Annotated in this window: 17 protein-coding genes; 10 read left to right on the forward strand and 7 right to left on the reverse strand. The window is 69.6% G+C overall.

Annotation, left to right across the window (positions count from 1 at the left end; translation table 11 throughout):
• The first annotated feature begins 123 nt into the window (after positions 1 to 123).
• The 4 genes from ACZ6TI_RS10415 to ACZ6TI_RS10430 are packed head-to-tail and all read left to right on the forward strand — an operon-like array spanning position 124 to position 4,017.
• Positions 124 to 1,050, forward strand: a complete 927-nt coding sequence (locus tag ACZ6TI_RS10415; RefSeq protein WP_465344701.1) for an ABC transporter permease — start codon at positions 124 to 126, stop codon at positions 1,048 to 1,050.
• Entirely contained in the window at positions 1,043 to 1,978 is a 936-nt protein-coding gene (locus ACZ6TI_RS10420; protein ID WP_465344702.1) for an ABC transporter permease, read from the forward strand. The genes ACZ6TI_RS10415 and ACZ6TI_RS10420 overlap by 8 nt, the downstream gene beginning before the upstream one ends.
• A 25-nt stretch (positions 1,979 to 2,003) precedes the next feature.
• Positions 2,004 to 3,017 carry an ABC transporter ATP-binding protein gene (locus ACZ6TI_RS10425; RefSeq protein ID WP_465344993.1) on the forward strand — a complete coding sequence of 338 codons (1,014 nt, stop codon included), beginning with the start codon at positions 2,004 to 2,006 and terminating at the stop codon, positions 3,015 to 3,017.
• Positions 3,010 to 4,017, forward strand: a complete 1,008-nt coding sequence (locus ACZ6TI_RS10430; RefSeq protein ID WP_465344703.1) for an ABC transporter ATP-binding protein — start codon at positions 3,010 to 3,012, stop codon at positions 4,015 to 4,017. The genes ACZ6TI_RS10425 and ACZ6TI_RS10430 overlap by 8 nt, the downstream gene beginning before the upstream one ends.
• Before the next feature lie 21 nt (positions 4,018 to 4,038).
• Here ACZ6TI_RS10430 and ACZ6TI_RS10435 read toward each other — a convergent pair whose 3' ends face one another.
• Entirely contained in the window at positions 4,039 to 4,590 is a 552-nt protein-coding gene (locus ACZ6TI_RS10435; RefSeq protein ID WP_465344704.1) for a TetR/AcrR family transcriptional regulator, read from the reverse strand.
• 122 nt (positions 4,591 to 4,712) lie between these two features.
• Here ACZ6TI_RS10435 and ACZ6TI_RS10440 point away from each other — a divergent pair, with 122 nt between their 5' ends.
• A complete protein-coding gene (locus ACZ6TI_RS10440; protein WP_465344705.1) occupies positions 4,713 to 5,255 on the forward strand; it encodes a GNAT family N-acetyltransferase in 543 nt (180 codons plus the stop codon).
• Between the two features lie 25 nt (positions 5,256 to 5,280).
• Here ACZ6TI_RS10440 and ACZ6TI_RS10445 read toward each other — a convergent pair whose 3' ends face one another.
• The 4 genes from ACZ6TI_RS10445 to ACZ6TI_RS10460 all read right to left on the reverse strand — a co-directional run bounded on the left by ACZ6TI_RS10445 (position 5,281) and on the right by ACZ6TI_RS10460 (position 8,321).
• Entirely contained in the window at positions 5,281 to 5,607 is a 327-nt protein-coding gene (locus tag ACZ6TI_RS10445; RefSeq protein WP_465344706.1) for a DMT family transporter, read from the reverse strand.
• On the reverse strand, positions 5,607 to 5,954 hold the full coding sequence (locus tag ACZ6TI_RS10450; protein ID WP_465344707.1) for a DMT family transporter: 348 nt from the start codon (positions 5,952 to 5,954) through the stop codon (positions 5,607 to 5,609). The genes ACZ6TI_RS10445 and ACZ6TI_RS10450 overlap by 1 nt, the downstream gene beginning before the upstream one ends.
• Before the next feature lie 21 nt (positions 5,955 to 5,975).
• Positions 5,976 to 6,266 carry a chorismate mutase gene (locus ACZ6TI_RS10455; protein WP_465344708.1) on the reverse strand — a complete coding sequence of 97 codons (291 nt, stop codon included), beginning with the start codon at positions 6,264 to 6,266 and terminating at the stop codon, positions 5,976 to 5,978.
• Between the two features lie 228 nt (positions 6,267 to 6,494).
• Positions 6,495 to 8,321, reverse strand: coding sequence for a bifunctional metallophosphatase/5'-nucleotidase (locus ACZ6TI_RS10460; protein WP_465344709.1), 1,827 nt, complete (start codon positions 8,319 to 8,321; stop codon positions 6,495 to 6,497).
• Between the two features lie 272 nt (positions 8,322 to 8,593).
• Between ACZ6TI_RS10460 and ACZ6TI_RS10465 the strand changes: the two genes are divergently transcribed.
• Together ACZ6TI_RS10465 and pcrA are read left to right on the forward strand one after the other, a co-directional pair.
• Positions 8,594 to 10,645 carry an NACHT domain-containing protein gene (locus ACZ6TI_RS10465; RefSeq protein WP_465344710.1) on the forward strand — a complete coding sequence of 684 codons (2,052 nt, stop codon included), beginning with the start codon at positions 8,594 to 8,596 and terminating at the stop codon, positions 10,643 to 10,645.
• A 13-nt stretch (positions 10,646 to 10,658) separates the two neighbouring features.
• A complete protein-coding gene (gene pcrA, locus ACZ6TI_RS10470; protein ID WP_465344711.1) occupies positions 10,659 to 13,073 on the forward strand; it encodes a DNA helicase PcrA in 2,415 nt (804 codons plus the stop codon).
• A gap of 43 nt (positions 13,074 to 13,116) precedes the next feature.
• Here pcrA and ACZ6TI_RS10475 read toward each other — a convergent pair whose 3' ends face one another.
• On the reverse strand, positions 13,117 to 14,352 hold the full coding sequence (locus tag ACZ6TI_RS10475) for a M23 family metallopeptidase (RefSeq protein ID WP_465344712.1): 1,236 nt from the start codon (positions 14,350 to 14,352) through the stop codon (positions 13,117 to 13,119).
• A gap of 206 nt (positions 14,353 to 14,558) precedes the next feature.
• Positions 14,559 to 15,296, reverse strand: coding sequence for a M23 family metallopeptidase (locus ACZ6TI_RS10480; protein ID WP_465344713.1), 738 nt, complete (start codon positions 15,294 to 15,296; stop codon positions 14,559 to 14,561).
• Between the two features lie 398 nt (positions 15,297 to 15,694).
• On the opposite strand from ACZ6TI_RS10480, the gene ACZ6TI_RS10485 reads away from it, so the two are divergent.
• The 3 genes from ACZ6TI_RS10485 to sucD all read left to right on the forward strand — a co-directional run bounded on the left by ACZ6TI_RS10485 (position 15,695) and on the right by sucD (position 18,562).
• Complete coding sequence (locus ACZ6TI_RS10485) at positions 15,695 to 16,099, forward strand: cobalamin B12-binding domain-containing protein (protein WP_465344714.1); 405 nt, start codon at positions 15,695 to 15,697, stop codon at positions 16,097 to 16,099.
• A 398-nt stretch (positions 16,100 to 16,497) separates the two neighbouring features.
• A complete protein-coding gene (gene sucC / locus ACZ6TI_RS10490; protein ID WP_465344715.1) occupies positions 16,498 to 17,676 on the forward strand; it encodes an ADP-forming succinate--CoA ligase subunit beta in 1,179 nt (392 codons plus the stop codon).
• Positions 17,677 to 17,680: 4 nt separating this feature from the next.
• Entirely contained in the window at positions 17,681 to 18,562 is an 882-nt protein-coding gene (sucD, locus tag ACZ6TI_RS10495; RefSeq protein WP_465344716.1) for a succinate--CoA ligase subunit alpha, read from the forward strand.
• Positions 18,563 to 18,569 lie beyond the last annotated feature (7 nt).

Here is an 18,569-nt window from a genome sequence, read left to right on the forward strand (position 1 = left end):
CACTCCACCAGACACCAAATCCCACCGCCGCCCTCCCCCCCCCCCCCCCCCCCCCCCCCCCCCCCCCCCCCCCCCCCCCCCCCCCCCCCCCCACCACCCTTCAGTGGAAGAGGCCGAATCCATATGTTCCGCTACCTCGTGCGGCGTCTTCTCCAGATGGTTCTGACCTTCTTCGGAGCCACCTTCATCGTCTACGCGCTGATGTTCGCCAACCAGCGCGACCCGATCCAGGCACTGGCCGGTGAGCGGCCGATCACGCCTGCCCAGCGGCAGGTGCTGACCGAGCGCTACCACCTCGACGAGCCGTTCTTCATGCAGTACTGGTACTACATGAAGGGCCTGCTCACCGGCGACTTCGGCACCTCGCTGACCGGCCGCAAGATCTCCGACATGATGGAGCAGGCGTGGCCGGTGACGATCCGGCTGGCGCTGCTCTCGATCATCATCGCGGCCTTCGTCGCGATTCTGGCCGGCGTCATCTCCGGCATCCGCCGCGGCGGCGCCTTCGACAACGTCACCCTGCTGGGCACGCTGATCATCCTGTCGCTGCCGATCGTGGTGCTGGCGCCGCTGGCCCAGCTCGTCTTCGGCATCCAGCTCGGCTGGTTCCCGCCCACCGCCGGCCGCGACGCGTCACTGTTCACCCTGCTGCTGCCCGCCCTGGTGCTGGGCAGCCTGGTGGTGGCCACCGAGCTCCGGGTGACCCGATCGTCGGTGGCCGAGAACCTGCGCTCCGACTACGTGCGCACCGCACGGGCCAAAGGCCTCACCCGCCGGCGGGTGATCGGCGTGCACGTGCTGCGCAACTCGCTGATCCCGGTGATCACGCTGATCGGCGTGGACATCGGCAACCTGATGTCCGGCGCGATCGTCACCGAGGGCGTCTTCAACATCCCTGGGGTCGGCTTCAACCTCTTCCGGGGCATCAACACCGAGGACGGCCCGCTGGTGGTCGGCTTCGTGAGCGTGCTGACGATCGTGTTCCTCGGCGTCAACCTGCTCGTCGACCTGCTCTACGCCGCGCTCGACCCGAGGATCCGCTATGAGTGACATCGAGGCGGTGACCGCGGCCGAGGGGGTCGGCGGCACTTCCGCGCCGGCTCCGGGGGAGCGCCGCGACAAGCCGCGCAGCCTGGCCGGCGACGCCTGGAACGACCTGCGTCGCAACAAGATCTTCTGGGTCGCGTCCGTGCTGGTCCTGGTGTTCGTGGTGATGGCCATCGTGCCGCAGCTGTTCGGCGCGAGCGATCCACGGGACTGCGCGCTCAACCGGCAACACGCCGGCGCCAGCGGCAGCGCCCTCTTCGGCTTCGACTTCCAGGGCTGCGACGTCTATGCCCGCACCATCTACGGCGCCCGCAACTCGATCTTCGTCGGGGTGCTCGCCACCGCGATCTCCGGCATCGTCGCCCTGCTCATCGGGCTGGCGGCGGGCTACTTCGGCGGCTGGGTGGACGCGCTGCTGTCCCGCTTCATCGACATCGTGCTCGGCCTGCCCTTCCTGCTCGCCGCGATCGTGCTGGCCCGGCGCCTCACCACGGATCCGAGCAGCAGCGGGTTCTGGGCGGTCACCCTGACCCTCGGGTGCCTGGGCTGGACCACCGCGGCCCGGGTGATGCGGTCGTCGGTGATCGCGTCGAAGAACCAGGACTACGTGGCGGCCGCCCGGATGCTCGGCGCCGGCCCGGCCCGGCTGATGATGCGGCACGTGCTGCCGAACTCGGTCGCGTCCTTCGTGGTGGTGCTGACCATTCTGCTCGGCGTCAACATCGCCACCGAGGCCACGCTGTCCTTCCTCGGCGTCGGGCTGCAGGGCGACGCGATCAGCTGGGGCATCATGATCAACGAGAGCGGGCCGTACGTGCGTACCGCGGCCGGGCCCCTGGTCTGGCCGTCGGTGTTCCTGGCCCTGACCGTGCTGGCCTTCATCATGCTGGGCGACGCCGTGCGCGACGCCTTCGACCCGAAGCTGCGGTGAACCGGTGACCGATATCAGAGCCGAGATGGACGTGCTGCCCGGCCTCGACCCGGGTGCGAACCTGCTCGAGGTGACCGACCTGCATGTCGAGTTCCGCACGCAATACGGCGTCGCGCACGCGGTCAACGGCGCGAACTTCCACCTGCAGCCCGGCGAGACGCTGGCCATCCTGGGCGAGTCCGGCTGCGGCAAGTCGGTGACCGCGCAGGCGGTGATGGGCATCCTGGACACCCCGCCCGGGTTCGTGACCGCCGGCGAGGTCCGCTACCGCGGGCTGGACCTGCTCAAACTGCCCGAGTCGCAGCGGCGCAAGGTGCGCGCCAACCGGATCGCGATGATCTTCCAGGACGCGTTGTCCGCGCTGAACCCGGTCTACACCGTCGGATTCCAGCTCGGCGAGTTGTTCCGGGCGCACCGGGGGATGAGCCGGCCGGACGCCAAGAAGCGCTCGATCGAGCTGCTCGACCTGGTCCGGATCCCGGCCGCGAAGGAGCGCATCGGCGACTATCCGCACCAGTTCTCCGGCGGCATGCGGCAGCGCGTGATGATCGCGATGGCGCTTGCCCTCGACCCGGAGATCCTGATCGCGGACGAGCCGACCACGGCGCTCGACGTCACCGTGCAGGCGCAGATCATGGGCCTGCTCGCCGACCTGCAGCGCGAACGGAACATGGGCCTGATCCTGATCACCCACGACATGGGCGTGGTGGCGGACGTGGCCGACCGCATCTCGGTGATGTACGCGGGCAAGGTGGTGGAGGAGGCGCCGGTCTACGACATCTACGCGCGGCCGGCCCACCCGTACACCAAGGCTCTTCTCGAATCGATTCCGCGGCTGGACATGAAGGGGCAGGAGCTGAACGTGATCCGCGGCCTGCCACCGGCGCTGACCGCGATCCCGGCCGGCTGCGCATTCCACCCGCGGTGTGCCTATGCCCAGGACACGTGCCGGGCCGATCCGCCCCCGCCCGCATATGCCGTCGCACCGGGCCGCACCGCCCGCTGCCACTTCTGGAGTGAGGTGATGGGCGATGAGTGACGTCGTGCTCGAGACGACCGGCCTGGTCAAGCACTTCCCGATCACGCAGGGCATCGTCTTCAAGACCAAGGTCGGTGCGGTCCGCGCGGTCGACGGCGTGAACCTGACGCTGCGGCGCGGCGAGACGCTCGGCGTGGTGGGCGAGTCCGGCTGCGGCAAGTCCACACTGGCCAAACTGCTGGTCGGGCTGGAGCGGCCGACGGCCGGCGCGATCAACGTGCGCGGCGAGGACATGGTGCGCATGCACGGTGGCGCGTTGCGGCGGGCGCGGCGGCACATCCAGATGGTGTTGCAGGACCCGTACACCAGCCTGAACCCGCGGATGACCGTCGGCGACATCATCGGCGAGCCGTTCGCGATCCACCCCGAGGTGACCCCGCGTAAGGGCCGGCAGAAGGCGGTGCAGGACCTGCTGGACCTGGTGGGCCTCAACCCGGAGCACATCAACCGCTATCCGCACCAGTTCTCCGGCGGCCAGCGCCAGCGCATCGGCATCGCCCGCGCGCTGGCGCTCAAGCCCGAGATCATCGTGTGCGACGAGCCGGTCAGCGCGCTGGACGTGTCCATCCAGGCCCAGGTGATCAATCTGCTGGAGAGCCTGCAGAACGAGCTCGGCCTGTCCTACATCTTCATCGCGCACGACCTTTCGGTGGTGCGGCACATCTCCGATCGGGTGGCGGTGATGTATCTCGGCAAGATCGTCGAGATCGGCAACGACGAGGAGATCTACGAGCAGCCGACCCACCCGTACACCCAGGCTCTGCTGTCCGCGGTGCCGGTGCCCGACCCGCGCCTGCGCGGCCGCAAGGACCAGATCGTCCTGGAGGGCGACGTGCCGTCTCCGGCCAACCCGCCGTCGGGTTGCCGCTTTCGCACCCGCTGCTGGAAGGCCGAGGCGATCTGCTCCGAGGAGGAGCCGCTGCTCCAGATCCGCGACCGCTCGGCACACCCGAGCGCCTGCCACTTCGCCGAGGTCCGCGACATCCTGCACACCCACTGAGTGCGCCTTCCGCCACTGGCCTCATTCGTCCGGTCGGTGCGCGGCGATCAGGTGGTCGATGAAGGTGTCTCGGACGGCGGTTCCTCGCGCCAGGGCCAGATATAGCAACGGGCCGATCAGGAGCGCGGCCCGTTCCTCGGCCGGCAACGCGGCACGGATGTCGTCGCCAGATTGGATCGGGAGCGCGCCGAGGCGGCCTTCCAGCTCGCCGAAGATGCGCTCGCGGCGCTTGCTGCGCTCGTCGCTGCCGGTGGCGTCGCGTTGGATCAGGGCGGTCGTCATGCGCACCACCGCGGGGAAGAGGAGATCGTCGGCCAGGCTGCGGAGCTCGGTGTGCAGCCAGGGCTCGAGCGGCTGCCGGGGATCGCGGAAGTACGGCAGGTCGTACTCGTCCATCACCTCGTCCAGCAGGGCGTCGATGCTCGGCCAGTGCCGATAGACCGTGGCTCGCCCGACCCCGGCCCGGTCCGCGACAGCGGCGAAGGTCACCGACGCCGGCCCGCTCTCGCGCAGCAGCGCCCGGGCTGCCGCCACGATGCGGACCCGGCTGCGGACGGCGCGAGGGTCGCTCATCGATGCATCCTATGAGCAACCCGGCACGAGGACTGTCGCCAAGCCGATGACCAGATTCCGAGACGTCGGTACTGCCGGAATTTGAGTGGTTCGCCCGCCGCCCGGTGTCTATCGTGCGCGGCATGGAGATCAGGGATGCCTCGGCGCGAGACCACGACGCCGTGCGCGAGGTGGTGCGGCGCGCGTTCGGCGCACACGGTGACGTGGTGGCGGATCTGGTGGACGCGCTGCGCGCGGACCAGCCCGCGGCCAGGGAGTTCGTGGCGGTGGACGCCGAGCAGGTGACCGGGCACGTCATGTTCACCACCAGCCTGCTGGACGCCCCGCGCCGGCTGGTCGACGTGCAGGTCCTGAGCCCGCTCGCGGTGGCGCCGGAGTTCCAGAAACAGGGAACCGGCCGGGCGCTGATCAAGCACGGCCTGGCCGAGCTGGACAAGCAGGGCGTCCCGCTGGTCTTCCTCGAAGGCGACCCGTCCTACTACAGCCGGATCGGCTTCACCGCCGGCGGCGACGACGGCTTCCGCAAGCCGTCGCTGCGCATCCCGGACGCGGCGTTCCAGGTCTGGAAGCTGGCCGCCTACGAACCGTGGATGACCGGCACGCTGGTCTACGCGGCCACCTTCTGGACCTACGACTGCGTGGGTCTGCGAGACCCCGACGCCTGACAGCTCGTGATCCTAGGCGGGTCGGTCAGTGGGTGGCGCCCAGCTCGATGAGCAGGACACCGGCCATGATCAGGGCGATGCCGACGAGCATGACCCGGGTCAGCGGCTCCTTGAAGAGGATGCGGGAGGCGAGCGCGGTCAGGGCCACGCCCGAGGCGGCCCAGATGCCGTAGGCGACGCCCAGCGCCAGGCCACCGCTCAGGGCCAGGGTCAGGCACGCGAACGCGGCCAGATAGCCGGTGGCGACCACCAGGTACCACCTCTTCGAGCCGCCGGGCTGTGCCGCCATGCGCAGCGCCAACGTGGCGGTCACCTCCGTGCCGATCGCGACCGCCAGATAGAGCCAGACCATCAGGCGGCTTCCCGGTCGGGGGCGTGCGCGGCCTGCGAGCCGAACTCGACGCAGAGGACGCCGGCGATCACCAGGGCGATGCCCGCGCCCATCAGCGCGGTGAACGGGTCGCCGAACAGGAGCGTCGCCAGCACGGCCGTGAGAGCCACGCCGGACGCGGACCAGATGCCGTAGGCGACGCCGACGCCGATCCCCATCCGGAGGACGACCGTCATCACCGCGAACGAGCCGACATAACCGGCCGCGACGAGCGCGTACCAGGCCGGGTGGTCGAGGGCGGCGCGCAGGGAGAGCGTCGCCGTCACCTCGAGCAGGATCGCCGCGTAGAGCAGCAACCACTTCTTCACGGTCGGCTGCGACCGGAGAACTTAGAGGGGCCCGCGGCCGGCGCGGAGGATCATGAGCGCGACCTGCGTGCCGTCCGCGCCGAGCGCCTCGCGGAAGCGCTCGACGATCTCGCGCTCGCGGGAGAGGACCAGGCGGGTGCCGCCGGAGGCCATGCGGGTCTTGCCGACCTGCTGGGAGAGGTTGGCGCGCTCCAGCCAGAGATCGATGATGGCCTGGTCGATCTCGTCGATCCGCTCGCGCATGGCGCGGATCTCGTCGGCGGCGAGGCCCTCACCGGCGCCGGTCGGCTGGTCGATCACATCGGCGTTCATGTCGTGCTCCTCGGGTGCTTGCGCCTCGGTGGGGCCGGCCCGGGCAGCATCAAGCCCCGGGCCGACGAGCCCGGGGCTTGATGTAGGAATGTCGTTCAGACGCGTCCTACGGCCGCCGGACTGCCGGTGCCATAGGCAAAAAATCGCCGCGTCTGCTGGATCACGAGCCGAGTATGCCCTCGCTTCGGGCTGGTTCGCAAGGAAACAGCCCGAAGCGTGGGAACCCGATCAGGGGACCAGCGTGATGCGGTTGGCCGGGCCCGGAGCGACCGGAGCGGCCGAGGTCAGGTACGCCGCGAAGGCGTCCACGTCGAAGCCCGGCGCGGTGACCCGGTCGGTGCCCTGGGTCAGGTTGGTGAAGCCGTCGCCGCCGTTCGCCAGGAAGTCGTTCGTGGTGACCCGATAGGTGGTCGCGGGGTCGATCGGCGTGCCGTTCAGGGCCAGCGCGCTGACCTTGGAGCCGGCCGGCGCGGACGCCGTGTACGTGTACGTCAGCCCGGCCGACGGCTGCAGGATGCGTTGCGTGGTCTGCCCGCCGAAGCCGACGAACTGCTGCTCGAGCACGTTCTTCAGCTGCGCCCCGGTGAAGGTCTGGGTGACCACCAGGTTGTTGAACGGCTGCACGGTGAACGCCTCGCCATAGGTGACCTGGCCCGGCGCCTCGGCGCCGCTCGGTGCGAAGGCCAGCGAGGCCCGGATGCCGCCCGGGTTCATCAGGGCGATCTGCGCGGAGGCGCTGGTCCTCGTGTACGCCAGCTGGGCATCCGCGATCACGTCACCCAGCGGGCTCTCGCCGCTCGGCCGCGCGTCCCGCACGATGTCACCGGTGATCGAGCCGATCACCCGGTTGGCGATCGGGGCGACCGCGGTGCGGTATTTGTCGGCCAGCCGCTTGGCCTGCGGGTCGACCGTGTCCGGGTTCTTGACGAAGGCGCCGCCGGCGCCGACCTGCCACGAGCCGTCGGGGTTGCGGACGCCGTTCTCGACGATCACGTTCTGCGCCGTGACCTCGGCGAAGCGCCGGGTGCGACGGTCCAGCGAGTAGTCGATGTCGGTGACCAGCTGACCGTTGGTGCCGGCGCTGGTGACCACCGAGGTGCCCGCCTTGTTGGGCAGCGTGCACGAGTAGAACCGGTGCGTGTGCCCCGACACGACCAGGCTGAACTCCGGGTTGAGCCCGGCCACGATCGGCACGATCGGCCCGGTGAAGCCCGCGCAACCGCTCGGGTCGGCGGTGCTCGCCTGCTGGCCGCCCTCGTGCACCAGCAGCACCTGGGCCTTCACGCCGAGCAGCTTGAGCAGGTTGCCCCACTTGTTGGCGGTCTCGATCTCGTCCGCGAAGGTGACACTCTGGATCCCCGCCGGGTTGACGATCCCCGGGGTCCCCTCCAGGGTCATGCCGACGAACCCGACCGGCACGCCGCCGATGAACTTGATGTCGATCGGCGGCAGGATCGGCAGCCCGGTGCGCTTGCTGATGGTGTTCGCCGCGAGGTAGTGGAACTTCGCCCCGCGGAAGCCGTCGCCGTCCTGGCAGCCGTCGGTCGGGTGGCAGCCGCCGCGCTGCATGCGGAGCAGCTCGTCGACACCCTCGTCGAACTCGTGGTTGCCCACCGAGCTGACCTCGAGGCCGACCTCGTTCATCAGCTCGATCGTCGGCTCGTCGTGGAACGCGGCGCTGACCAGCGGGGTGGCGCCGATCAGGTCACCGGCGCCGACCGTGGTGGTGGTGCGGCCCTCGGCCTTGGCCTCGGCACGCAGCCGCTTGAGGTAGGTCGCCAGGTATTCGACACCACCGGCCGGGGTGCCGTTGACCGCGGCGCCGCTGCCGGCCGGCGGGTCGATGGCGCCGTGGAAGTCGTTGTAGCTGAGGAACTGGCCTTTGACGGTGGCGCCGTGCAGCCCGTAACTCACACTGGCCGGCGTCAGCCCGGTCGGAGCTTTCGCGGCGGGCTCCGGGGCGGGCCGGGCCAGCGGCAGGGTGGCGACGACGGCCAGGGCGAGGGCGGGCACGGCGAGGTGGCGCAGCGCGGCCCAGCGGCGGGGTCGATCCATGTTATGCGGTCTCCCGATCGGGTTCGGTTCCGTTCGTCAACGCCAACACTCTTCTGTATCGACGCTGGTCAGCGCTACTACTTCCGGGTGACAGCTTGATTGCACGAGGAATTTTTCGTCTCGTAGCGGGGCGGGTGGTGCAGACCGTCACTCCCGTGCGGGCCGGTCCGGCGGCCGCACGCTGCGCTCCGCGGCCGTCCTCCCGGCGGCGTGCGTGAGTGGTCACCCCCACCGCTGTCGCGGCACTGCGTCCGGCTCGCCATGATGGACCCGTGGCGTCGCAGCGGGTGAGTGTGCGGACACGGTTGATCACGGCCGCGGTCGTCTGCTTCACGCTGGCCTTCGGTGCGTTGCTCGTCTTCCTGTTTCTGCGTCAGCCGACCCTGGCGAAAGTCAAGGACCTGGTCGGGTTCTGCAGCCTTGCGGTGGCGTTGGTGGGTGTGGGTCTGACGGTCAGGGCGCAGCGGTTGCCGCCGGCTGATCCGGCGGCGGCGATGCCTGGTGCCGAGCGCGACCTGGCCGATGTCGTCCGTGCTCAGTGGAGGGCGGAGGCGTCGGGGCGCGGGCTGCTCACCAACGCGTTGCGCGTGCGGTGGGCGTCCACGTCGCGCGCGATCCAGGCTGACGCGGCCACGATTGTCCCGGCCGACGGCAGCAAGGTGACCAAGCTGCGGTGGACCGGGGAGGTGACCGAGGCGGCGGCCCGCTTCCGCAAGCTGCCGGCCCGGCGTCTCGTTGTGATCGGCGAACCCGGGTCTGGGAAGTCTTCGCTGGCCGCGCTGCTGGTGTGTGGATTGCTCGCCGATCGTCCGGCGGAGGAGCCGGTGCCGGTCCTGCTCAATCTGGTGGGGTGGGATCCGCACGGCGAGCATCTGGACGACTGGTTCGCCCGGCGGATGGAGGAGGAATATCCGCTGCTGCGGGATCGGCGGCGATTCGGTGTGGGGATGGCTGCTCGGTTGATCTCGAGCGGTCGGGTGTTGCCGATCCTGGACGGCTTGGACGAGATGCCGGACGGCGTGCGGGCAGCGGCGCTGGACTCGTTCGCGGCGGCGGTCGAGGTGGATCGTCCGTTCGTGCTTACCTGCCGGACTCGGGAGTTCACCGAGCTGATCGAGCGGACGGACACCCCGCTGGCGCGCGCTGCCGTGGTGGAGTTGGAGCCGGTCACCCCTGTGGCGGTGGCGGATTATCTGCCCGGCGGCCAGATGGGTGGAGGGAAGCGGTGGGCGGCGGTGGTGGAGGAGGTCAGGGCGCATCCGGACGGCGCGCTGGCGGAGGTGCTCTCCACGCCGCTGATGATCTCGCTAGCTCGGAAGGTCTATGAGTCACCGCAGACGAATCCCGCGGAGCTATTGCGGATGCCGTCGGTCGCCGACCTGGAGGTGCATCTCCTCGATGCCTATCTCCCTGCGGTGTATCGCCGTGGAGTGCCAGCTCATTCGGGTCGGACGCGGCGACGCGAATACGAGATCGGTGATGTGCAGCGGTGGCTGCGGTTCGTGGCGACGGAGCTGACGGGCAGGCATGAGATCGACATCGTCTGGTGGAGAACCCCTCAGTGGCTGCGCGCATCAGTCGAACGGCTGCTGGTCAGTGCGGTGGTCATGGCGTTCGTGGGTCTGGCCATCGCGGCTCTGGCGGGCGCCGAGTTCTGGGCGTTCTCTCTGACATCCCTGATCGTTCCGTTCATCGCACTGGGCGGGTTGGAAAGAAACGGTAGGCCGCATGCCTTCGACTTCAATGTTCTCCGTGCGTTGGCCGGTGGGACCGCCGCAGGGGCGATCGCAGGGGCACTGCTTCTCTTCGACGGCATCAGACTCGACGAGGCCAGCACCACCGCCGGGATGGTCGTCATCGCGCTGGCTGGCCTCGGGTTCGGCACCGGCCGTTCGTCCCGTCTTGCCGACCTCGCTTCTCCGCTGGCGGCACTGCGAGGCGACCGGAGTGGCTTTTTGACGATCTTGGTGGGAAGCATCCTGATCTACGTCACGGCCATCGTTCTAGTGCAGGCCACGGGCAGGTGGATCTCGGTAATCGGGGTCATGCTGGTGATCGTCGGATCTGTGTTGACGTTGCTCCTCTTAGCCGGGTGGTCCGGGGCGGCCTGGTTCCGGTTCGCTGTTGCTCGGGTGTGGCTGGCCGCGTGGCGGAAGATGCCACTCGGACAGATGACATTTCTCGAGGACGCGCACCGCCGTGGAGTGCTGCGGCAGGTCGGGGCCGTCTATCAGTTCCGCCACCTGCGGCTGCAGGAACATCTCGCCGCCAGCGCCCCGACCCGCCATCCACAGGCCCCCGAAGTTGTCGTAGGGGCGGCATAGACTTCACGCCGTCATGCGAGCGCTCCCGGAAAACCCCCAGTTGCCCTTCGGCACGCCTCCCGTCAAGGAAGACAAGCCGCCGCGTCCGTCTGCCCGGCGGCTCGACGCCGCCGCCCTGCTCGAGGGGCTCAACGGTCCGCAGCGCGACGCCGTGACCCATGCCGGGTCGCCGCTGCTGATCGTCGCGGGCGCCGGCTCGGGCAAGACCCGGGTGCTGACCCACCGCATCGCCTATCTGCTGGCCGAGCGCAACGTGCACCCCGGCGAGATCATCGCGATCACGTTCACCAACAAGGCCGCCGGCGAGATGAAGGAGCGGGTGGCCGCGCTGGTCGGGCCGCGCGCCCGGCTGATGTGGGTCTCCACGTTCCACTCGGCCTGCGTGCGCATCCTGCGTGCCGAGCACCAGCACGCGGGGCTGAAGAGCACCTTCTCGATCTATGACGCGGACGACTCGCGGCGGCTGATGCAGCTGGTGGCGCGCGAGCTCGACCTCGACCCCAAGCGTTATCCGGCGCGTGGCCTGGCCGCCCAGGTCTCCAACCTGAAGAACGAGCTGGTCGAGCCCGAGGAGTTCGCCGAGCGGGCCAAGGGTCCGCAGGAGCGCGCCGTCGCCGAGGCCTATGTGCTCTATCAGCGCCGGCTGAAAGAGGCGCACGCGCTCGACTTCGACGACATCATCATGAGCACCGTGCACCTGCTGCAGTCGCATCCGCTGGTCGCCGAGGCCTACCGCCGTCGCTTCCGGCACGTGCTGGTCGACGAATACCAGGACACCAACCACGCGCAATACATGCTGGTCAAGGAGCTGGTCGGCCAGGCCGGCAGCGATCCGGCTCCGGGCGAGTTGTGTGTGGTCGGCGACGCGGACCAGTCGATCTATGCGTTCCGCGGCGCGACCATCCGCAACATCCTCGAGTTCGAGCGCGACTACCCGGACGCCCGCACGATCCTGCTGGAGCAGAACTACCGCTCCACCCAGACGATCCTCTCCGCGGCTAATGCGGTGATCGACCGCAACACCTCGCGCAAGCCCAAGCGACTGTGGAGCGACCAGGGCGCCGGCGAGCAGATCGTGGGTTATGTGGCGGACACCGATCACGCCGAGGCCGACTGGGTGGCCCGCGAGATCGACCGGCTCACCGACCGCGAGGACGTGCGCCCCGGCGACGTGGCCGTCTTCTATCGCACCAACAACCAGTCCCGGGTGTTCGAGGAGGTGTTCCTCCGGGTCGGCTTGCCCTACAAGGTGGTCGGCGGCGTGCGCTTCTACGAGCGCAAGGAGGTCCGCGACGCGCTGGGTTACCTGCGTGCGATCACCAACGACGACGACACGGTGAGCGTTCGCCGGGTGCTCAACACCCCACGCCGCGGCATCGGTGACCGGGCCGAGGCGTGCGTCGAGGCGTTGTCGTCGCGCGAGCGCATCTCGTTCGGTCAGGCGTTGCGCCGGGCCAAGGAGGCGCCGGGCATCCCGTCGCGTGCGGTGGGCCTCATCGCCGACTTCGTGGCCATGCTCGACGAGTTGCGCGAGATGTCGCAGACCGCGCCGCCCGAGGAGGTGCTCGAGGCGGTGCTGCGCCGTTCGGGCATGCTGGCCGAGCTCGAGGAGAGCATCGACCCGCAGGACCAGGGCCGGGTGGAAAACCTGCAGGAGCTGGTGAGCGTCGCCCGGGAATACACCGAGCGCGTCGAGGCGCAGGCCGCCGAGGACGAGGAGGCGCCGGCCGCGACGCTGGCCGGATTCCTCGAGCAGGTGGCGCTGGTGGCCGACGCCGACCAGTTGCCCAGCGACGACCCCGAGCACCAGGGCGTGGTCACGCTGATGACCCTGCACACGGCCAAGGGCCTGGAGTTCCCGGTGGTCTTCCTGACCGGGCTGGAGGACGGCGTCTTCCCGCACATGCGGGCGATGAGCGACAACACCGAGCTCGAGGAGGAGCGCCGGTTGGCTTATGTCGGGATCACCCGCGCCCGCCAGCGGCTCTATCTCTCCCGTGCGGTGACCCGGTCCGCGTGGGGACAGCCGCAATACAACCCGCCGTCGCGCTTCACCGACGAACTGCCCACCGAGCTGGTGCGCTGGGAGCGCACCGGCAGCTCATACACGTCCTGGTCCGGCACCGGGGGCGGCGTTGGTGGCCGCGGCGGGGGAGACCGGTCCCGCGGCGGTGGCTTCGCCGGGGGCACGCCGAAGGCGCAGCGTCTCGCCGACCGGCTGGGCATCGACGGCAGCAAGCTGGCGACCGCCAGCGACCTTCCGCAGGCGCCCAAGGTGGCGACCGGAGACCGGGTCAACCACCAGCGCTACGGCCTGGGCCGAGTGCTCACGGTCGAGGGCCACGGCCCGGGAGCCCGAGCCCAGATCGACTTCGGTGACCAGGTGATGTGGCTGATCCTCCGGCACGCCCCCATCGAAAAGCTCTAAGGGCCTGTCACGCCGCAGCCCTGGTCGATCCGCGAGACGGACCCTAACGCTCCTCGTGGTCGTCCTCGGTTGCGGTGGTGCAGCCGGGGATCTCGATGCCGTGGGCGCGCAGCCAGGCGGTCGGCTCGATGGGGTTCTTGTAGTGGTCGGCGTGCACCTCGAAGTGCAGGTGCGGGCCGGTGGAGTGGCCCGTCGAACCCTCGTTGCCCACCTGCTCGCCGGCCTTGACGCGCTGGCCCACCTGCACCGCGATGGCGGACATGTGGGCATAGTGCGTGAGGAAGCCGTTGCCATGGTCGATCAGGACCGCGTTGCCGTACCCGTCGGCCTCGCCCGCGGAGACGACCAAGCCCGCGCCGACCGACCGGATCGGGGTGCCGCTCGGCGCGGCGAGGTCGACGCCGGCGTGCAGCCGGCCCCAGCGCTGACCGAAGCAGGACGTGGTCGAACCCTGCGGCATCGGGTTGACCCAGGCCGCGGCGGCGACGACCGGCTTGGGCCTGACCTTGCGGGAGACCTTGGCGGAGGACAGGTGGGGCGCGCCCGAAGGGGTGGCCTCGGTGATCGACGGGTCGAAGTAGGCGGGATCCTGCTCGACCAGGCGGCCGGCGGCGGTGCCGGGCATGTCGGCGGTCGGGTCGGTCGGTGTGTGCGAGACGGTGTGCGAGCGCAGCGAAGTCACGTCGGCGCGGCTGGGTGAGGCGGTCGCGGCGATGCCGACCCCGGCCACGCTGATGCCGGCGATCAGGGCGGCGGCCATCGCGACGCGCTGGCCGCGGGCGCCGAGCAGGGCCGGGGAGATCGCGCGGTAGCTGGTCCGCCGGGGGCGAGGCCGCCCGGCGGCGCTCGCCTCCGCCGGGAGCAGGTCGGTCGGCGTGAGGGGTGCGTCCGAGGTGAGCAGAGCCAGGTACGCCGAGGCCGCGGCGTCCGGCGCCAGCGGCGCATCGGAAGAGATCAGCGCAAGGTGGGCCGCCTCGTTCGAGATCCGCGGATCCGCGGGCCGCTCAGCGACCATCACCGCTCCGGCGGTCGGTGAGCCCACCGCAGGCGAGTCGGTGACCGGCACGGCGGCGGAGACAGCGGTGGCGCTGGACAGCGGGCCGGTGGAGGCGAGCAAGTCGAGGTAGGCGCGCTCCGGGGCAGCCACCGTGGTCGCGGTGGGCAGCGGATCGGTGGAAGTGAACAGGTCGAGGTTGGTCCGCATGGCGGCGTCGTTGGAGTGGCCCTCGGCGGTGGCGGGCTCGGGCCCGCTTGCTGGGGTTACGGCGCGATGCTGCACGACGGGGTGACCCTCCAAAGCTCCGAACTAGCGGTGACCGACACCTGAGCAGTCGGCACGGCCCGGAGGGCATGAAGGGGGATCGGTCGCAACCAACCAAGCTGCAACCTGCGGGGCCTCGGGCGAGGCGGCGATCGTGACCCGGGCCACGCGCAGACGTCGGCTGTGTGCCGGAAGTGGCGGGTGGGTCGGAAGGAGCGAGTGGGTCAGGAAGCGGCGAGGTTGCCGTACACCGACTCGATCTTGAGCTTGATGTCGACGCCGTGCTGGCGGAGCAGCGGGATCGGGTCGACCGGCTTGCCGTTGACGTGGATCTCCAGGTGGAGATGCGTGCCGTAGGAGTAACCGGTGTTGCCGACCTCGGCGATCACCTGGCCGGCCTTGACCTTGTCGCCCTGCTTGACGAGCAGCCGCCGCGAGTGCGCATAGATCGCCTCGGAGCCGTCGTCGTGCTTGATCGTGATCGCATATCCGTAGCCGCCGTCGTAGCCGGCCTTGGTCACCTCGCCGCCGTGCACCGCCTTGAACGGCATCCCCTCGGGGGCCGCCAGGTCGATGCCCGCGTGCAGCTTGTTGAGCCGCACCCCGAACGCGGAGGTGAACGTGTAGTCGTCGAGGGGGAGCAGCCACGCCTGGCGCTCGGCCTCAGCCTCGCTGAGTTGCTTGGTGGTGACATCATCGGCGCCACGGTCGGTCCCGCGGTCGGCGCGGGCGGCGTCGTTGTTACGAGCCGCGATGTCGTCAGAGATCTTGGAGGTCTCGAGGTCGTGCAGGACGGAGGGGCTGACCGCCTTGGCGTCCGGGAAGTTGCCGGCGCCCAGGGCGACGACCCCGGCTCCGACGAATGCGGCGGCGCCAACCACCGCGTAACGACTGCGTGGGGGTGTGGCTACGCGTCGGCGACCGCGATAGCGATCGGGCTCGGACGACAAGCGCTGACGCACGTACGACCCTCCGACGACACCTCATTGACAGGCCGGCTCAACGCCTTCCCCTAAGGGAAAGCTCAGTGGTCGAGCCGGGCATCTTCCGGGGTTAACCGGTTGACAGCCGTGGGCCACGGTAACGAAGCGGCGTCCGTGTCACAAGTCGCACCGCCAATTCCCTGACAGTTCTGTATCAGCCCTGTGGCGCGAATGTCCGACTTCGCTGCTTTCGGGAGAGACTAGCTGCCAACAGTCTGTAACGGATCGGCGAGCAGAAAGTTATGTGACTAATCAAATGCGCGGAGTAATCGATGTGCTGCACTGGGTTCGGCAGGGCGGCTACGCTGCGGGCGCGGGTGGGGTTACCGTTCGTTCAGGTGGCATGGGCAGGGCCGTTCGTCGAGGAGGGGTCGCAGATGCAGGCACGAATCAGGGTCGTGGTGGCCAAACCGGGCCTGGACGGCCACGACCGCGGCGCGAAGGTGGTGGCGCGCGCCCTGCGGGACGCCGGCATGGAGGTCGTCTACACCGGCCTGCACCAGACTCCGGAACAGATTGTCGAGACCGCCATCCAGGAGGACGCCGACGTGGTCGGCCTTTCCGTGCTCTCCGGCGCGCACATGACGCTGTTCCGCAGGGTGATGGAGCTATTGGCGGAACGTGACGCACGCGACATTGTCGTGTTCGGCGGCGGCATCATTCCGGAGGACGACATCGCCGAATTGCAGAAGCTCGGCGTCGCGAAGATATTCACCCCGGGCGCGACCACGGCATCCATCATCGAATGGGTTCGCGCCAATGTGGCTTCGCAGGTCGGCTGAGACGCCGATCGAAACAGGCGGAGACGCCGGTCAATGCGGGCTTGTGCAGAGGTAAAGGGAGAGGCCGGACGCACCCCTCACACGTCCGGCCCCTCTATGCACGATGCCCCGCCGCCACCCCTCGACCGACAGGGCATCGGCCGCTTTACGCCGGCTCGCTGAGCGCTCCGACACCACACTCAACGACGCCCTTCAACGGGGGTTACGCGAGTTCGGGGAACTTTCTGAAGTGGCCGGTGTGTGCCGTCTTGCACACCGCGCACCCGCGCCGGTGCGGCACCCGGCAGGGTGACTAGTCTCCAGAAGAGGTCGTCCCACGAGAGGTGGCGACCGGACATTCCTCTCATGCGGACGGCGCCTGGCATCACGCGCCGCGGACACGGGTCGGAAGGAGACACGTGGACCTGTTCGAATATCAGGGGCGTGACCTGTTCGAACGGCACGGGCTGCCCGTGCTGGGCGGCGGCGTCGCGGAGACCCCGCAGGAGGCTCGCGCGATCGCCGAGCGGCTCGGCGGCAAGGTGGTCGTGAAGGCCCAGGTCAAGGTCGGCGGCCGCGGCAAGGCGGGCGGCGTCAAGCTGGCCGACGGCGCGGACGAGGCCGAGGCCCGCGCGGCCGACATCCTCGGGATGGACATCAAGGGCCACACCGTCAACAAGGTGATGCTGGCCGAGACCGCGGACATCAAGGAGGAGTACTACTTCTCCTACCTGCTGGACCGCGCCAACCGCACCTTCCTCTGCATCGCCAGCGTGGCCGGCGGCATGGAGATCGAGACGGTCGCCGAGACCGACCCGGACCGGGTCGCCAAGATCGCGATCGACGCGAACCGGGGTGTGGACGAGGCCAAGGCGCGCGAGATCGTCGCCGCCGCTCAGTTCCCGGCCGAGGTCGCCGAGCACGTCGTCGACATCGCGGTGAAGCTCTGGCAGGCCTTCGTGGCCGAGGACGCCAGCCTGGTCGAGGTCAACCCGCTCGCCAAGGTCGGCGACGGTCGGGTGCTGCTGCTGGACGCCAAGATCACGCTGGACGAGAACGCCGGCTTCCGGCACCCCGACCACGAGGCGCTGGTGGACCAGTCCGCGGTCGACCCGCTGGAGCAGGCGGCCAAGGCCAAGAACCTCAACTACGTGAAGCTGGACGGCGAGGTCGGCATCATCGGCAACGGCGCCGGCCTGGTGATGTCCACCCTCGACGTGGTGGCATATGCGGGCGAAGGCCACGGCGGAGTCAAGCCGGCCAACTTCCTCGACATCGGCGGCGGCGCGAGCGCCCAGGTGATGGCCGACGGCCTCGAGGTGGTGCTCTCCGACCCGGCGGTGAAGTCGGTGTTCGTCAACGTCTTCGGCGGCATCACCGCCTGCGACGAGGTGGCCAACGGCATCGTGCAGGCCCTGGCGCTGCTCGGCGACCGTGGCGAAGCGGTGACCAAGCCGCTCGTGGTCCGGCTGGACGGCAACAACGCCGAGGCCGGTCGCGCGATCCTCGACGGCGCGAACAACCCGCTGGTCGAGCGGGTGGACACGATGGACGGAGCGGCCGAGCGCGCCGCCGAGCTCGCGGCTGCGGGGAAGTGACGACATGGCTATCTGGCTCACCAAGGAATCCAAGGTCATCGTCCAGGGCATGACCGGCTCGGAGGGTTCCAAGCACACCCGCCGCATGCTGGCCGCCGGCACCCACGTCGTGGGCGGCGTCAACCCGCGCAAGGCGGGCACGACGGTTAGCTTCGACGGCACCGAGCTTCCGGTCTTCGCGAGCGTCGCCGAGGCGATCAAGGAGACCGGCGCCGACGTGTCGGTCATCTTCGTGCCGCCGGCGTTCACCAAGGCCGCGATCGTCGAGGCGATCGACGCCGAGATCCCGCTGGCCGTGGTGATCACCGAGGGCGTGCCGGTGCAGGACTCGGCGGCGGCCTGGGCGTACAACGTCGCGAAGGGCGAGCGGACCCGGATCATCGGGCCGAACTGCCCGGGCATCGCCTCACCGGGCGCGTCCAACGCCGGCATCATCCCGGCCGACATCACGCCGGCCGGTCGGATCGGCCTGGTCAGCAAGAGCGGCACGCTGACCTACCAGCTCATGTACGAGCTGCGGGACATCGGCTTCTCCACCGCAGTGGGCATCGGCGGCGACCCGATCATCGGCACCACCCACATCGACGCGCTCAAGGCCTTCCAGGACGACCCGGAGACCGACGCGATCGTGATGATCGGCGAGATCGGCGGCGACGCCGAGGAGCGGGCGGCCGACTTCATCAAGGCCAACGTGACCAAGCCGGTGGTCGGCTACATCGCCGGCTTCACCGCCCCGGTCGGCAAGACCATGGGCCACGCCGGTGCGATCATCAGCGGCTCGGCCGGCACAGCCGACGCCAAGAAGGTCGCGCTCGAGGCCGCGGGGGTCAAGGTCGGCAAGACCCCGAGCGAGACCGCGCGCTTGATGCGCGAGGTCATGAGCTGATTTTCAG

Source organism: Actinoplanes sp. NPDC051388 (assembly GCF_055586225.1).

What these genes read in the sequence shown, in the direction of transcription:
- ACZ6TI_RS10440 (WP_465344705.1), top strand. Translation starts at nt 4,713, where the DNA reads ATGGAGATCAGGGATGCCTCGGCGCGAGACCACGACGCCGTGCGCGAG.
- ACZ6TI_RS10425 (WP_465344993.1), top strand. Translation starts at nt 2,004, where the DNA reads ATGGACGTGCTGCCCGGCCTCGACCCGGGTGCGAACCTGCTCGAGGTG.
- ACZ6TI_RS10445 (WP_465344706.1), bottom strand. Translation starts at nt 5,607, where the DNA reads ATGGTCTGGCTCTATCTGGCGGTCGCGATCGGCACGGAGGTGACCGCC.
- ACZ6TI_RS10485 (WP_465344714.1), top strand. Translation starts at nt 15,695, where the DNA reads ATGCAGGCACGAATCAGGGTCGTGGTGGCCAAACCGGGCCTGGACGGC.
- ACZ6TI_RS10435 (WP_465344704.1), bottom strand. Translation starts at nt 4,590, where the DNA reads ATGAGCGACCCTCGCGCCGTCCGCAGCCGGGTCCGCATCGTGGCGGCA.
- ACZ6TI_RS10455 (WP_465344708.1), bottom strand. Translation starts at nt 6,266, where the DNA reads ATGAACGCCGATGTGATCGACCAGCCGACCGGCGCCGGTGAGGGCCTC.
- ACZ6TI_RS10415 (WP_465344701.1), top strand. Translation starts at nt 124, where the DNA reads ATGTTCCGCTACCTCGTGCGGCGTCTTCTCCAGATGGTTCTGACCTTC.
- sucD (WP_465344716.1), top strand. Translation starts at nt 17,681, where the DNA reads ATGGCTATCTGGCTCACCAAGGAATCCAAGGTCATCGTCCAGGGCATG.
- ACZ6TI_RS10420 (WP_465344702.1), top strand. Translation starts at nt 1,043, where the DNA reads ATGAGTGACATCGAGGCGGTGACCGCGGCCGAGGGGGTCGGCGGCACT.
- pcrA (WP_465344711.1), top strand. Translation starts at nt 10,659, where the DNA reads ATGCGAGCGCTCCCGGAAAACCCCCAGTTGCCCTTCGGCACGCCTCCC.
- ACZ6TI_RS10430 (WP_465344703.1), top strand. Translation starts at nt 3,010, where the DNA reads ATGAGTGACGTCGTGCTCGAGACGACCGGCCTGGTCAAGCACTTCCCG.
- ACZ6TI_RS10460 (WP_465344709.1), bottom strand. Translation starts at nt 8,321, where the DNA reads ATGGATCGACCCCGCCGCTGGGCCGCGCTGCGCCACCTCGCCGTGCCC.